This window comes from Roseomonas haemaphysalidis (assembly GCF_017355405.1).
GTDB lineage: Bacteria > Pseudomonadota > Alphaproteobacteria > Acetobacterales > Acetobacteraceae > Pseudoroseomonas > Pseudoroseomonas haemaphysalidis.
On the sequence record NZ_CP061177.1, the window covers coordinates 2,377,575 to 2,392,181 of the forward strand.

Here is a 14,607-nt window from a genome sequence, read left to right on the forward strand (position 1 = left end):
CTGCCTACTCCTGCCGCGCATACTGCGCCCGGTCGATGCCGTGGCGCGTCAGCTTGTCATAGAAGGTCTTGCGGGGAATGCCGAGAGCCTGGAGCGTCGCGCGGACGTCGCCACCGTTGGCCTGGAGCGCGGCGCGGATGAGAGTGCCCTCGAAGCGCTCCACCCGCTCGGGCAGGGTGCCGTCGCCGGTATCGGGCAGGGACGCCTCTTCGGGCGCTTCCAGCCCCAGCACGAAGCGTTCCGCGAAATGCGACAGTTCCCGCACGTTGCCGGGCCAGGGGTGGGACAGGAGGTGGCGCTCCACCGCCGCCGTCAACGGTGGCGTCGGGCGGCGGAAGCGGGCCGCCGCGCGCTTCAGGAAATGCGCGAACAGCAGCGGGATGTCGCCTCGCCGCTCGCGCAGGGGCGGAATGCAGACCGTGACGACGTTGAGGCGATAGAACAGGTCCTCGCGGAAGCGCCCGGCGCTGGCGGCCTCGCCCAGGTCCACCTTGCTGGCGGCCACCACCCGCAGGTCGAGCTGCCGCACCTCGTTGGTGCCCAGCGGCGCCACCTCGCGCGTTTCCAGCACCCGCAGGAGCTTGACCTGCAGGGCAGGGGCCATGCTCTCGATCTCGTCCAGAAACAGCGTGCCGCCGCTGGCGTGCTCGATCCGCCCCACGCGCTTCTTCTGCGCGCCGGTAAAGGCGCCGGGCTCGTGGCCGAACAACTCGCTCTCGATCACCGCCTCCGGCAGCGCGCCGCAATTCAGGGCCACGAAGGGGCGGGTGGCGCGGCGGCTCCAGCGGTGCAGCGCGGCAGAAACCACTTCCTTGCCCGCGCCCGTCTCGCCCACCACCAGCACGTCCACGTCGGCATCCGCCACGTGGCGCAGGGTGCGGCGCAGGCGCTGCATGGCCGGCGTTTCGCCCAGCAGCAGGCCATCCGTGTCGCCGCTGCGGGTGGCTTCGCGCAGCCGCCGGTTTTCCAGCACGAGGCGCCGCTTCTCCAGGCCGCGCCGCACGCTGGCCAGCAGCGCCTCGGGTGCGTAGGGCTTGGGGATGAAGTCGTAGGCGCCTTCCTGGATGGCGGCGACGGCCATGGCAATGTCGCCATGGCCGGTGACCAGGATCACCGGCAGGTCGGCATCGCGTTCCCGCAGGCGGCGGAACAGCGTCAGCCCGTCCATGCCCGGCATTCGCACGTCGCTGACCACCACGCCGTCGAACTCCGCGTCCAGCCGTGCCAGGGCCTCGGCCCCCGACCCCAGCGGCAGCGGCTCCAGCCCGGCCAGCTCCAGCGTCTGGGCATTGGCAGCGCGGAGATCGGGGTCGTCGTCCACGAAGGCCACGCGGTTCAGGGTCATGGCTGCGCCTCCGGCAGGATGATGGTGAAGCCGGTGCCGCCCCCGGGCGGCGCGGACGCCTCGATGCGGCCGCCGGCCTCGGTGACGATGTCGTTGCAGATCACCAGCCCGAGGCCGAGGCCCTGCGGCTTGCTGGTGGTGAAGGGCAGGAACAACGCGACGCGGATGGCCTCGGGGATGCCTGGGCCATTGTCCCGCACCTCGATCCGCACCTCGCCGCCGGTGGCCAGGACGGACAGGTGGATCTGGCCGTCATCCTGGTCTTCCAGCGCGTCCAGAGCGTTCTGGATCAGGTTGACCAGCACCTGCTCCAGCCGCACCTGATGCCCGATGATCCAGGCATCGTGGAAGGGGGGACCGCGGTGCAGCGGCACGCCTTGCTGGTCCAGCCGGGCGCGCAACAGCAGGGCCGCCCCTTCCACCGCCGCCGCCACCCGCACCGGGCCAAGGGGACCGGCCCCCTTGCGGGAAAAGGCGCGGAGCTCATCGGTGATGCCGCCGATGCGCTGGCACAAGCGGCCGATGGTTTCCAGGTTGCCGCGGGCCTTGGCGGTGTCCCCCCGGTCCAGAAAGGTGCCGGCGTTCTCGGCATAGCTGCGGATGGCGGCGACCGGCTGGTTGATCTCATGCGCCACGCCCGCCGCAACCTGCCCCAGCGTCGCCAGCCGGTTGGCCTGCTGCAACGTGTCCCGCGCCTCCGCCAGCCGCGCTTCCGTTTGTTCCCGCCCGGCGATCTCGGCGGTCAGCTCGGCGGTGCGGGCGGCGACGCGGTCTTCCAGTTCGGCGCGTGCGGCCTCCTGCGCTGCGGCGCGGCGGCGGGTGCGGCCGGCGCGTTGCAGCAGAAAGCCGCCAAAACCGAACATCAGCAGGGACAAGCCCAGCACGGCATGCCGCCGGTCCGCCTCGGCCGCGGCCAGCGTCGCCTCGGCCGGGACCAGCATGAACAGGCGCCAGGGAGCGGCGGGGACTGGCACCTCCACGCGCAGCATCGCCACGGCGCGGCCGGAGTTCTCCGCGTCCAGCAACACGGTACCGGGGTCCCGGCCGATGGGATTGGAGCGCAGCGGCAACGGCGTCAGCGGCGCATCGCCATATTGCAGGCTGTCGCGGATGGCCGTCAGGTCCTCGTCCGGCAGCGGCTCCAGCGTGCGGAAGCGCCAGGCGGGGCGGTTGGTCACCAGCACCACGCCCTGCGGGTCCGCGACATAGACCGGGCGCTGAGGGTCGCGCCACGCGTCCTCGACCGCGCCGAACTCCACCTTCACCACCACGACGCCGAGCGGCGCCGTGGCGGGACCCAGGCGGCGGGAGATGTAGAGGCCGGGGCGCCGGCTGACATTGCCCAGCGCGTAATGTTCGCCCGCGCCCGCCGCCAGCCCCTCCTGGAAGTACTGGCGGAACCGGTAGTCGTTGCCGACGAAGCTGGTGTCGTCCCGCCAGTTGCTGGCGGCCACGGTCATGCCGACGCTGTCGATCAGGTAGATCACGTCGGCGCCGGTGCCGTCCCGCAACCGCTCCAGCTTGCGGCTGGTGGCCAGGAGCCGGGCCGGGTCGGGATGCTGCAGGGCATCGCGCAGGTCGGGGTCGGCAGCCAGCACGAAGGGCAGGGAGCGCTGCTTTTCCAGCTCGGTCCGCAGCAGCGCGGCGTTCAGGTTCGCCGTCGCGCGGGCCTGGTCTTCCAGCGCATGGCCGGCGTCATGCCGCGCGGCCAGCCCCGCGGCCCAGCCCAGCAGCACGGCCACCATCACGGCCAGCAGGCCCAGCGCCAGCCAGGCCGCCGCGCGCCGGTCGGCACGCAGGTGGCGGGGGGAGCGGGCGGCATCCGGCATGCGTGCGGAATACCACACCACGGCATTCCGTCGCGAGCGGGAATCCGCACAAAGAGGGTGACTGGAAGTCTTGGGTCTTATGTCTTTTCCATGTTTTGCGGCGCCCAAGCCTTTGGCACGGCGCTTGCCAAAGAGGCAGCAACGGCTGCAACGGCGGGCAATCCCGGCGTCTGTCGCGCATGCAACGCCTGGAGATCCAGGCAGACCGGAGGAAACAAACATGGCGAGCCTCGCCCCCCCGATGCCCAGCGGGACGCCCCCCCGCAAGAAGCCGATCTACGCCCACCTGTATTTCCAGGTGCTGGTCGCCATCGCCCTCGGCATCGCGCTCGGCCACTTCTGGCCGGCCGAGGGCACCGCGATGAAGCCGCTGGGCGATGCCTTCATCAAGCTGGTGAAGATGATCATCGCCCCCGTCATCTTCCTGACCGTGGCCACCGGCATCGCCGGCATGAGCGACCTGACCAAGGTGGGCCGCGTCGCCGGCAAGGCGATGCTGTACTTCCTGTGCTTTTCCACCCTGGCGCTGGTCGTCGGCCTGGTGGTCGGCAACCTGCTGCAGCCGGGCTATGGGCTGCACATCAACCCTGCGACGCTGGATACCAAGGCCGTGCAGGGCTACGCCGCGCAGGCGCATGAGCAGACCGTCACCGGCTTTCTCATGAACATCATCCCGAACACCATCGTGGGCGCCTTCGCCTCGGGCGACATCCTGCAGGTGCTGTTCTTCGCGGTGCTGTTCGGCATCGCGCTCGCCATGGTGGGCGACCGCGGCAAGCCCGTGCTGAACTTCCTGCACGCCCTGACGGCGCCGATCTTCACGCTGGTCGGCATCCTGATGAAGGCCGCGCCCATCGGCGCCTTCGGCGCCATGGCCTTCACCATCGGCCGCTACGGCATCTCCTCGGTCGCCAACCTCGCCTTCCTGGTCGGCACCTTCTACATCACGGCGCTGATCTTCGTGCTGGTCGTGCTGGGCGCCGTCGCGCGCTACAACGGCTTCTCGATCATCGCGCTGATCAAGTACATCAAGGAGGAGCTGCTGCTCGTCCTCGGCACCTCCTCGTCCGAGGCCGCGCTGCCGACCCTGATGGAGAAGATGGAGCGCGCGGGCTGCAAGAAGTCCGTGGTCGGGCTGGTGATCCCGACCGGCTACAGCTTCAACCTGGACGGCACCAACATCTACATGACCCTGGCCGCCCTGTTCATCGCCCAGGCGACTGACACGCCGCTCGGCTTCGGCGACCAGATCCTGCTGCTGCTGGTGGCGATGCTGTCCTCCAAGGGTGCAGCCGGCATCACCGGCGCGGGCTTCATCACCCTGGCCGCCACCCTGTCCGTCGTGCCGGCCGTGCCGGTGGCCGGCATGGCGCTGATCCTGGGCATCGACCGCTTCATGTCCGAGTGCCGCGCGCTGACCAACCTGGTCGGCAACGCGGTGGCCACCGTGGTGGTGGCGCGCTGGGAAGGCGAGCTGGACCGCACGCGTCTGGACGCCGCGATGGCCGGCCACCCGATGTCGGACCCGACCGGTTCCGCCGTTCCGGCCGCCGCAGAATAACGCGTCCTCCAGGCGCGGAAACGGAGAGCGGGCCCGTCGGGGCCCGCCCTTTTTCGTTTCCGCGCCCGGTGCCGCCCAGTGGAACAATGACCGAACGGTGAAATAACCGCTTGCGGGATTGGCGCCAAAGCCAGAGGCTTTCCATCCTGACACGGCATGGAGGCTTTCGCGGCATGGCACGTTGGCGGGTAGGCGTGGATTCAGGCGGCACATTCACGGATGTCTGCCTGTTTGACGAGGACAGCGGCCGGGTCGAGGTCTGGAAGGTGTCCTCCACGCCCGATGACCCGTCCCGCGGCATCGCGCAGGGGGTCGAGGAAGGCATGCGCCGCGTGGCGCCCGAGGCCGGCGACAAGCCCGGCGCCCCGGTCAGCTATTTCGGCCATGGCACCACGGTTGCCACCAACGCGCTGATCCAGCATCGTGGCGTCCGCACCGGGCTGGTGACGACGGACGGCTTCCGCGACCTGCTGGAGATCGGCCGCCAGAAGCGCCCCGACCTTTACGACATGCAGGCGGACAAGCCCCCCGTGCTGGTGGCGCGCGACCTGCGCCAGGAGGTGCCCGAGCGGGTGCGGCACGACGGCACGGTGGAAACCGCGCTGGACGAGGCCGCCATGCGCGCCGCCGCCGTTGCCTTGCGGGAGGCGGGGGTCAAGGCCGTCGCGGTTTCGTTTCTCTACGGCTTCATCCGGCCCGAGCACGAGCAGCGCGCCGTCGAGATCCTGCGCGAGGAGATGCCGGAGGCTTTCATCAGCGCCGGCCATGAGATCGCGCCCGAGTTCCGCGAATACGAGCGGCTCTCCACCGTCGTGCTGAACGCCTATCTTGGCCCGGTGATGCGGCGCTACATCGAGAACCTCGTGCCGCGCCTGGAAGGGCTGGGCATGACGGCCACGCCGCACCTGACGCAGTCCAACGGCGGCGTCATCAGCTTCGCCGCCGCCGCCGGCCTGCCGGTGCGCACCGTGCTGTCCGGCCCGTCCACCGGCGTGGTCGGCGCGCAGGTGATCGGCAAGCTGGCCGGGTTCGAGGACCTGATCACCTTCGACATGGGCGGCACCTCCACCGACGTCGCGCTGTTGCAGGGTGGCCAGTGCCGGCTGACCAGCGAGGCGGTGGTGCACGGCTACCCGATCAAGGCGCCGATGCTGGACATCCACACCGTGGGCGCCGGCGGCGGCTCCATCGCGCATGTCGATGCCGGCGGGCTGCTGAAGGTGGGGCCGCGCTCCTGCGGCGCCTTCCCCGGCCCGGTCTGCTACGACAAGGGCAGCACCGAGCCCGCCACCACCGACGCCAACGTGGTGCTCCAGACCCTGAACCCCACCCACCTGTTGGGCGGCCGCATGGCGATCCGCCAGGATCTGGCGAAGCAGGCGGTGGGGCGGCTGGCGGAACAGCTTGGCCTTGGGCTGATGGAAACGGCGCAGGGCATCCTGTCCGTCGTCACCGCCAACATGGCGCGCGCCATCCGCGTCATTTCCGTGCAGCGCGGGCATGACCCGCGCGACTTCACGCTGATGGCCTTCGGCGGCGGCGGCCCGCTCTACGCGGCACGGCTGGCCAAGGAACTGGACATGAAGCGCGTGCTGGTGCCGCGCAACCCGGGCATCCTTTGCGCCATGGGCCTGCTGCTGACCGACCTGCGCGCCGACTTCGCCGCCACCAAGCTCTTGCCGCTGGCCCCTGCCTCCGTACCCGAGATTGCCGAGGGCTTCGACACGCTCGCCGCCCGCGCCGAGGACTGGTTCGCGCACGAGGAGATCGCCGCTGGCAACCGGCAGCTCACCCGCACCGCCGACATGCGCTACAAGGGCCAGAACTACGAGCTGGCCGTGGCGCTGCCCGATGGCCCGGTGACGGAAGCCACGCTGGATGCCCTGGCCAGCGGCTTTGCCGATCTGCACCGCCAGCGCTACGGCTTCGTGGCGGAGGGCGAGCTGGTGCAGGTCGTCACCCTGCGGCTGGAAGCCACCGGGTTTGTGCAGAAGGCGACGCTGACCCGCCACCCCGAGGCTGGCCCCGATGCCACCGCCGCCCGCATCGGCGAGCGCCCCGTCTGGTTCCCCGAGGCCGGCGACTTCGTGCCGACGCCGATCTACAGCCGCGACGAGTTGAAGCCCGGCAACCGCTTCGCCGGCCCCGCCATCGTCGAGCAGATGGACACCACCACCGTGGTGCCGCCTGGCATGACGGCGTGCGTCGACCCCTATCTCAACCTGATCCTGGAGGTCGCGGCATGAGCCACGCCGTCGCGCACGCCACGCCCGCCGCGCTGGACCCGATCACCATCGAGGTCATCGGCGCCGCGCTTTCCTCGATCGTCGAGGAAACGGGGGAAGCGCTGATCCGTGCCAGCTATTCCACCAACATCAAGGAACGGCGCGACTGTTCCACCGCGTTGTTCAACGCCGCCGGGCAGACGCTGTGCCAGGCGGAGCATATCCCGATCCACCTCGGCAGCTTCATCGGCATCATCCCGCAGATCATGGCGAAGCACCGCGTTGAGGAGATGCGGCCCGGCGATGTCTTCGTCGGCAACGACGCCTATGAGGGCGGCGGCACCCACCTGCCGGACATCGTGTTGGCCGAGCCGATCTTCGTGGAAGGGCGGCTGGCCGCCTGGACCGTCAACCTCGCGCACCATTCCGACTTCGCCGACCGCGGCCACGCGCATATCTACCAGGAAGGCCTGCGCATCCCGCCCGTGCGGCTGTACCGCGCGGGCGTTTTGCAGGACGACATCCAGGACCTGATCCTGCTGAACTGCCAGGTGCCGCATGAGCGGCTGTCCGACCTGCGCGCCCAGATGGCGGCCAACCGCGTGGGCGTGCTGCGCTTCCAGGGGCTCTGCGCCAAATATGGCGTGGACACCGTGCTCGGTGCCGCCGACGCGCTGCTGGACTATGCCGAGCGCAAGATGCGCGCCGGCATCGCCGCCCTGCCGGACGGCACCTGGCGCTTCGAGGATGTGTTCGACCCCATCGACCTGTCCGAAACCTTGCCGATGGCGGTGACCGTCACCATCGCCGGCGACGGCATGACGCTGGACTTCGAGGCGACCGACCAGCGCCGCGCCGGCATCAACATGACCTACACGGCGCTGCTGGCCACCGTCTACTACATGGTCAAGTCGATCGTGGACCCGACCATCCTGCCCAATGCCGGGCTGGCGCGGCCGCTGACCATCACCGCCCGCCGCGGCAGCATCCTGAACTGCGAGCACCCGGCCGCGGTGAACGGCCGCATGGCCGCCTGCCAGCGGGTGGCGGACCTGATCCTCGGCGCCATCGCCCAGGCGGCGCCGGAGCGTGTCACGGCCTGCTCCAACTCCGTTTGCACCGTTGCCAGCTTCATCGGCCAGCGCAAGGAGGACGGCGAGCTCTGGGTTTACCTGGAAACCATGGGCGGCGGCAGCGGCGCCCGGCCTGACAAGGACGGGCTGGACGGCGTGCATGTCCACAACACCAACACCTCCAACCTGCCGGTCGAGGCGCTGGAGATCGAATACCCGCTGACGCTGCTGCGCTACGAGCTGATCCAGGATTCCGGCGGCACCGGCCAGCATCGCGGTGGCATGGGGTTGCGCCGCGTCTACCGCGCCGACGAGGATTGCCTGGTGCGGGTGGACATCGGCCGGTTGCGCTCGGAATCCTGGGGCTTGCAGGGCGGCGGGGCGGGCGCGCGCGGCGCCGTCGAATGCGGCCCGGGCGTGACCTTCACCGGCAGCGGCGCGGCGCTCAAGGCCGGCCAGTGGTTCGCCATCGTCAGCCCCGGTGCCGGCGCCTATGGCCCCGCCAGCGCCCGCCCGCCGGAAGCCGTGGCGCGCGACGTGGCGGAGGGCGTGATCAGCGCCGCCGCCGCCCGGGACGCCTATCATCATCAAGCCTGAGCCAAAGGAGACCACGCCCATGCCTCCCGTGACTCTGCCCCGCCGTTCCCTGCTGGCCGGTGCCGCCGCGCTGCCCTTCCTGCGCGTGCCCGGCGCCCGCGCCGCCACGCCGGGGGTGCTGACCTTCGGGCTGTCTTCTTTTCCGCCCACCATCCAGCCCTGGGCCAACAGCGGCACGGCGGCGGCGACCATGAAGCTGCTGATGTACCGCGGCCTTTGCTCCTATGCCGACGACGGCGCGCTGCGTGGCGAGCTGGCGGAAAGCTGGGCGCGGGACGGCACCACCGCCTGGACCTTCAAGCTGCGCGACGCGAAGTTCCAGAACGGCCAGAAGGTGACGGCGGCCGACGTGAAGTGGACGATCGAGCAGATCGCCGATCCGAAATCCACCGCCTTCTTCCGTGCCGAGATGCAGAACATCGAGGCGGTGGAAACGCCCGACGACCGCACCGTGCGGATCGTCACCAAGGTGCCGGTGGCCACGCTGCCCAACCTCATGGCCAGCTATCACCTGCCGATCATCTTTCGCGGCTCGGAGCGCAACGCGCCGGTCGGTGCCGGGCCCTTCGTCCTGAAGGGACAGGAGCGGGGCACCTCGCTCGACTTCGAGGCCAATCCGAATTTCTACAAGCCCGGGCTGCCGCGCCTGAAGGGCATCCGCGTCGTGGCTTACCCGGACGAGAACCTGCGCACGGCGGCGCTGCAGTCCGGCGACCTCGACCTGATCGAATACGTGCCCTGGCAGGCGATGGACGCCATCAGCGCCAACCCGCAGCTGTCGCTGGACACCGTGGACGGCGCCTTCATGTTCCTGGTCTTCAACGGCGGCAAGCCGCCCTTCAACGACCCGCGCGTGCGCCGCGCGGTGGCGCATGCCATCCGGCGCGACGACTTGGTGAAGGCGGCCTTCTTCGGGCGCGGTTCCGGTCTTTTCCAGTTGCCGATCGCCCAGGCGAGCCCCTTCTACAATCCGGAATACAAGGACGCCTGGAAGTACGATCCGGAGCTGTCCAGGAAACTGCTGGCCGAGGCCGGCGCGGCGGGCGTGCCGGTTTCGCTGCTGTCCACCGCGCAATACGGCATGCACAAGGACACGGCGGAGGTGGTGCAGAACCACTTGGCTGCCGTCGGCATGAACGTGACGCTGAGCCTGCCGGACTGGGGCACGCGCGTATCCATCGGCAACCGTGGGCAATACGACTTCGCGGTGATGGGCACGGCGGCGGACAGCAACGACCCCGACGGCATCGCCAATTTCATCGACGGCAGCCTGTCGCCCTCCTACGTCCGCAGCTACGGCTTGAAGACCGAGCGCATCACGGAGCTGCTGGCGGCCGGGCGCGCCGAGTTCGACGAGGCCAAGCGCCGCGCGATCTACAAGGAGATGGAGGGCGTGGCGATCGAGCAGGCGCCCATCGTCGGCCTCACCTGGCGCAGCCAGGGCTATGCCATGAAAAAGACGGTCAGCGGCTTCAAGAACCTGCCCGGGGCGCTGACCTTCTATTCCGGCCTGACCTTCGAGACAGCCTCCCTTGCGTGACCTCGCGGGGAAGGTGGTGATGGTGTCCGGTGCCGCGCGCGGCATCGGGCGGGCCATCGCCGAACGGCTGCAGGCGGCGGGGTGCACCGTCAGCGCCGGGGTGCGGGACCTTTCTCGCGCGCCGGCGGGCGCGGCGGGCTTTCTGTATGACGCCACCACGCCCCGCAGCGCCGCCGCCTGGGCCGAGGGCACGGTGGCACGCTTCGGCCGCGTCGATGCGCTGGTCAACGCCGCCGGCATCAATCCGCGCGCTACGCTGCTGGAGGGGCCGGACGAAGCCTTCCAGGATCTCTGGTCCGTCAACGCCATGGGGCCGATCCTGGCGGTGCGTGCCGCCTGGCCGCACCTGAAGGCGAGCGGGCAGGGGCGGGTGATCAATGTCGCCTCGCTGTCCGGCAAGCGGATCCGCAACGACAACCTCGGCTATGCCATGAGCAAGTTCGCCGTCATGGCACTGACGCAGGAGGTGCGGCGGCTGGGCTGGGAGCACGGCATCCGTGCCACGGCGCTCTGCCCCGGCTTCGTGGATACTGACATGACCTCGCATGTCACCTCCCTGCCGCGCGACCGCATGACCCGCCCTGAGGACTTGGCATTGCTGGCCGAGATGCTGCTGCGCTTGCCCAACACCGCCAGCGTCGCCGAGCTCCTGGTGAATTGCCGGCACGAGGACACGCTGTGAAGCTGGCCCGCCTGCGCGACACCGACCGGCCGCCGCTCCACCTGACGCTGGATGGCGCCCCGGTCGCGGGCCTGGAGGGCGACACGGTGCTGACTGCCCTGCTGGCCGGCGGCGCCGGCCACCTGCGGGCCAGCGAGTTCGGCGACGGCCCGCGCGCCGGCTTCTGCCTGATGGGCGCCTGCCAGGACTGCTGGGTTTCGGTGGAGGGTCTCGGCCGGGTCCGGGCCTGTGCCACCCTGGCGCGGGACGGCATGAAGGTCATGCGCGGATGAAGGTGGCGGTGGTCGGTGCCGGCCCGGCCGGCGTGCGGGCGGTGACGGCGCTGCTGGAGGCCGGGCTCCGCCCCGTCTGGCTGGACGAGGCAGTGGAGGGCGGCGGCCGCATCTACCAGCGCCCGCCCGCGGGGCTGCGGCGCGACGCGCGCCAGCTCTACGGTTTCGAGGCCAAGCGGGCCACCGCGCTGCATGCCGCCTTTGACATCGCCCGGGCACGGGCCGACTGGCGGCCGGAAACGCTGGTCTGGAACATCCGCCCCGGCGCGCGGCAGTTGAACACGCTCGGCGCCGGGCGGCAGGGCGTGGTGGACTACGACTCCGCCATCCTGTGCACCGGCGCCATGGACCGCGTGCTGCCGGTGCCGGGCTGGACCCTGCCGGGCGTCACCACCATGGGCGGCGCGCAGATCGCCCTGAAGTCGCAGGGCTGCGGCATCGGCCGGCGGGTGGCCTTTCTGGGCAGCGGTCCGCTGCTGTGGCTGGTGGCCTATCAATACGCCAGGGCGGGGGCCGAGGTGGCGGCCGTGCTGGACACCACGCCCTTCGCCACCAAGGCCGCCGCCGCCCCCGGCCTGCTGCGCGGGCCCGCCACCTTCGCCAAGGGGCTCTACTACATCGCCTGGCTGCGGGCGCATCGCGTCCGGATCGCCGAAGGTGTCACGCCGCTGGCGATCGAAGGTCAGGACACGGTGGCCGGCATTCGCTGGCGCGATGCGCGGGGGCGTGAGCACCAAGTGGAATGCGATGCCGTGGGCATGGGTTGGGGGCTGAAGCCGGAAGCGCAGCTCGCGGACCTCGCCGGCATCCCCTTCGATTTCGACCCCCAGCAGCACGGCTGGGCCCCCCGGCGGGACGCTGCCGGGCGCACACCCGTCCCGGACCTTTATCTCGCGGGCGACGGCAGCGGCATCGGCGGCGCGGAGGTGGCGGAACTCGGTGGCCAGCGCGCGGCCCTGGCGTTGCTGCAGGATGCCGGGCATGCCGTGGACACGACGGTGCTGGACGCCAAGCTGCGCAACCTGGCCCGTTTCCGTGCCGCTCTCGAAAGCGCCTTTCCCTTTCCGGCGCATCTGGCGGCCGGGATGCCCGACGACGCCATCTTCTGCCGGTGCGAGAACCTGACGGCCGGCGCGTTGCGCGCCACCACTGACGGCCCGGCGCTGGGCGCGCCGGAACTGAACCGCGCCAAGGCCATCAGCCGCGCCGGCATGGGCCGTTGCCAGGGCCGCGTTTGTGGCGCCGCCGCGGCCGAGATCCTCGCTGCCAAGCTGGGCTGCTCCGTGGCGGAGGTTGGGCGGCTGCGCGGGCAGGCGCCGGTCAAGCCGATCCCGCTGGGGGCGGCGCCATGAGCTTCGACGTCCTGGTGCTCGGGGCCGGGGGCGCCGGCTGCTCGGCGGCGCTGCACCTGGCGCGGCGGGGCGCAAAGGTGGCGCTGCTGGAACGCGGGCTGGTGGGCGGCCAGGCCTCCGGCGTCAACTACGGCGGGGTGCGGCAGCAGGGGCGCCACCCGGCGGAATTGCCGATCGCCCGCCGCTCGCGCGAGCTCTGGGGCCGCATGAAGCATCTGGCCGGCACGGAAGCGGAGTTCACCGTCACCGGCCACCTGAAGCTGGCCCGCTCGGCGGCGGAGGAGGCGGTGCTCGTCGCCTATCTCGACGTGGCGCGGGAGCATGGGCTGGGGCTGCGCATGGTCGGCCGCAACGCGATCCGCGCTGATTATCCGTGGCTGGGGCCGACGGTGGTGGCGGGCTCCATGTCGCCGGAAGACGGCTCGGCCAACCCCCGGCTGCTGGCACCCGCCCTGGCCCGCGCGGCGCGGCAGGCCGGCGCCAGCATTCACGAGCGGTGCGAGGTGCTGGAGATGGCGCATGACGGCGCGCTGTTCCACCTCGGCACGGCGGGCGGCGGCCGGTTCTCCGCCCCGGTTCTGCTGAATGTCGCGGGCTTCTGGGGCGGCCGGGTGGCGGCGGCCTTTGGCGAGCCGGTGCCGGTGGTCCCGCTCAGCCCCAACATGTTTGTCACCGAGCCGCTGCCCTACATGATCGAGCCGAACCTCGGCGTGGTCGGTGGCAATGTCTACCTGCGCCAGATTCCGCGTGGCAACGTGGTGATCGGCGGCGGCCATGGGGAAAGCGACCCGGGGCCGCCGGGCGCCATCCCCTGGTCCCGCCCGGTCGCGGAGGTGACCATGGCCACCGCCGCCCTGGCCATCGAGCTGGTGCCGCACCTGGCTGGCGCGCAGGTGATCCGGTCCTGGAGCGGCATCGACGGGCAGATGCCCGACAGCATCCCGGTGATCGGCCCCAGCGCCACCACGCCGGGGCTGTTCCACGCCTTCGGCTTCTCGGGCGCGGGCTTCCAGCTTGGCCCGGCAATCGGTGCCATTCTGAGCGAACTGGTGCTGGACGGGCAAACGGACGTGCCGCTGGAGCCCTTCCGCATCACCCGCTTCGCGCAGGCCGTCTGATCCGCTATCCGGCGGCGGATGTACGATGCCGCCTTTCTCGACCGCCTGCGGTGCCTGCTGGCCGCCGCCCTGCCACGCTGGGGACTGCCGGCCGACGCGCCGCTCTCGTTGCTGAACGTGTCGGAGAACGCCACCTTCATCGCCGGTGAAGCGCTGGTGTTGCGGGTCTATCGCGACGGCTACCACACGCCCGCGGAGATGCGGTCGGAGCTGGACTGGATCGCGGCGCTGCGCGCGGCAGGCGTCGTCCACACGCCCGCCCCGGTCCCGGCGCTGGACGGCACGCTGCTGCAGGCCCTGCCGGACGGCGCGGTGCTGCGGCACGCCGTCGCCTTTGCCCACATGCCGGGCGTGGACCCGGCCGGCGACCTGCCGGCGCGCTTCCGCCAGCTTGGCGGCATCACCGCGCGGCTGCATGCCCATGCGCGCGGCTGGTCGCCGCCGGAAGGCTTCCGGCGCAAGCGGTGGGATGCCTCGACCATGCTGGGCGACCAGGGCCACTGGGGTCCCTGGCGCGCCGCGATCGGGCTTGATGCGGCGGGCGAGGCGGTGCTGGCGGCCGTCGCGAGCCGGTTGGGCGATGAGCTGGACGCCTTCGGGGATGGCCCGGACCGCTTCGGGCTGGTGCATGCCGATCTGCGCCTGACCAACCTTCTGGCGGATGGCGCCCGCCTGGGCGTCATTGACTTCGACGATTGCGGCTTTTGCTGGCATCTCTACGATTTCGCCGCCGCCGTCAGCTTCATGGAACACGACCCGGCGGTGCCGCGGCTGATGGCGGAATGGATCGCCGGCTATCGTGCCGTGGCGCCGCTGGCGGAGCGCGACACCGCCATGCTGCCCCGCTTCATCATGCTGCGGCGCATGCTGCTGACCGCCTGGATCGCCTCGCATGCCGAAACGCCGACGGCACAGGCCCTGGGCGCGGATTACACCCATGGCACGGTGACGATGGGCCGGCGCTTCCTGGCTGGCACGGGCGTTGCTTCCGGGTAGGCTGACCTTGTGTCGCC

The 14,607-nt window shown here is 70.9% G+C and carries 11 protein-coding genes; 9 read left to right on the forward strand and 2 right to left on the reverse strand.

Annotation, left to right across the window (positions count from 1 at the left end):
- Positions 1–4: 4 nt before the first annotated feature.
- Both IAI59_RS10990 and IAI59_RS10995 read right to left on the reverse strand, forming a co-directional pair.
- Positions 5–1,345, reverse strand: a complete 1,341-nt coding sequence (locus IAI59_RS10990; RefSeq protein WP_207417364.1) for a sigma-54-dependent transcriptional regulator — start codon at positions 1,343–1,345, stop codon at positions 5–7.
- Positions 1,342–3,192 carry a sensor histidine kinase gene (locus tag IAI59_RS10995; protein ID WP_237181111.1) on the reverse strand — a complete coding sequence of 617 codons (1,851 nt, stop codon included), beginning with the start codon at positions 3,190–3,192 and terminating at the stop codon, positions 1,342–1,344. Before IAI59_RS10995 ends, IAI59_RS10990 begins: the two co-directional genes overlap by 4 nt.
- Positions 3,193–3,394: 202 nt before the next feature.
- On the opposite strand from IAI59_RS10995, the gene IAI59_RS11000 reads away from it, so the two are divergent.
- From IAI59_RS11000 to IAI59_RS11040, 9 genes are all read left to right on the forward strand, one after another.
- Positions 3,395–4,735 carry a dicarboxylate/amino acid:cation symporter gene (locus IAI59_RS11000; RefSeq protein WP_419556471.1) on the forward strand — a complete coding sequence of 447 codons (1,341 nt, stop codon included), beginning with the start codon at positions 3,395–3,397 and terminating at the stop codon, positions 4,733–4,735.
- A 173-nt stretch (positions 4,736–4,908) separates the two neighbouring features.
- A complete protein-coding gene (locus tag IAI59_RS11005) occupies positions 4,909–6,981 on the forward strand; it encodes a hydantoinase/oxoprolinase family protein (protein WP_207417363.1) in 2,073 nt (690 codons plus the stop codon).
- On the forward strand, positions 6,978–8,630 hold the full coding sequence (locus tag IAI59_RS11010) for a hydantoinase B/oxoprolinase family protein (protein WP_207417362.1): 1,653 nt from the start codon (positions 6,978–6,980) through the stop codon (positions 8,628–8,630). Before IAI59_RS11005 ends, IAI59_RS11010 begins: the two co-directional genes overlap by 4 nt.
- A 19-nt stretch (positions 8,631–8,649) precedes the next feature.
- On the forward strand, positions 8,650–10,170 hold the full coding sequence (locus IAI59_RS11015) for an ABC transporter substrate-binding protein (RefSeq protein WP_207417361.1): 1,521 nt from the start codon (positions 8,650–8,652) through the stop codon (positions 10,168–10,170).
- Positions 10,163–10,852 (forward strand): SDR family NAD(P)-dependent oxidoreductase, encoded by a 690-nt coding sequence (locus IAI59_RS11020; protein ID WP_207417360.1) that lies wholly within the window; start codon positions 10,163–10,165, stop codon positions 10,850–10,852. The genes IAI59_RS11015 and IAI59_RS11020 overlap by 8 nt, the downstream gene beginning before the upstream one ends.
- Entirely contained in the window at positions 10,849–11,124 is a 276-nt protein-coding gene (locus IAI59_RS11025; protein ID WP_207417358.1) for a (2Fe-2S)-binding protein, read from the forward strand. Before IAI59_RS11020 ends, IAI59_RS11025 begins: the two co-directional genes overlap by 4 nt.
- A complete protein-coding gene (locus IAI59_RS11030; protein ID WP_207417356.1) occupies positions 11,121–12,476 on the forward strand; it encodes an NAD(P)/FAD-dependent oxidoreductase in 1,356 nt (451 codons plus the stop codon). The genes IAI59_RS11025 and IAI59_RS11030 overlap by 4 nt, the downstream gene beginning before the upstream one ends.
- Positions 12,473–13,594, forward strand: coding sequence for an NAD(P)/FAD-dependent oxidoreductase (locus tag IAI59_RS11035; RefSeq protein WP_207417355.1), 1,122 nt, complete (start codon positions 12,473–12,475; stop codon positions 13,592–13,594). Before IAI59_RS11030 ends, IAI59_RS11035 begins: the two co-directional genes overlap by 4 nt.
- A gap of 18 nt (positions 13,595–13,612) precedes the next feature.
- Complete coding sequence (locus IAI59_RS11040) at positions 13,613–14,590, forward strand: phosphotransferase enzyme family protein (RefSeq protein ID WP_207417354.1); 978 nt, start codon at positions 13,613–13,615, stop codon at positions 14,588–14,590.
- Positions 14,591–14,607 lie beyond the last annotated feature (17 nt).

Excerpts from the sequence above, each read along its gene's own strand:
- IAI59_RS11040 (WP_207417354.1), top strand. The coding sequence starts at position 13,613 with ATGTACGATGCCGCCTTTCTCGACCGCCTGCGGTGCCTGCTGGCCGCC.
- IAI59_RS11010 (WP_207417362.1), top strand. The coding sequence starts at position 6,978 with ATGAGCCACGCCGTCGCGCACGCCACGCCCGCCGCGCTGGACCCGATC.
- IAI59_RS11030 (WP_207417356.1), top strand. The coding sequence starts at position 11,121 with ATGAAGGTGGCGGTGGTCGGTGCCGGCCCGGCCGGCGTGCGGGCGGTG.
- IAI59_RS11035 (WP_207417355.1), top strand. The coding sequence starts at position 12,473 with ATGAGCTTCGACGTCCTGGTGCTCGGGGCCGGGGGCGCCGGCTGCTCG.
- IAI59_RS11005 (WP_207417363.1), top strand. The coding sequence starts at position 4,909 with ATGGCACGTTGGCGGGTAGGCGTGGATTCAGGCGGCACATTCACGGAT.
- IAI59_RS11000 (WP_419556471.1), top strand. The coding sequence starts at position 3,395 with ATGGCGAGCCTCGCCCCCCCGATGCCCAGCGGGACGCCCCCCCGCAAG.
- IAI59_RS11015 (WP_207417361.1), top strand. The coding sequence starts at position 8,650 with ATGCCTCCCGTGACTCTGCCCCGCCGTTCCCTGCTGGCCGGTGCCGCC.
- IAI59_RS10990 (WP_207417364.1), bottom strand. The coding sequence starts at position 1,345 with ATGACCCTGAACCGCGTGGCCTTCGTGGACGACGACCCCGATCTCCGC.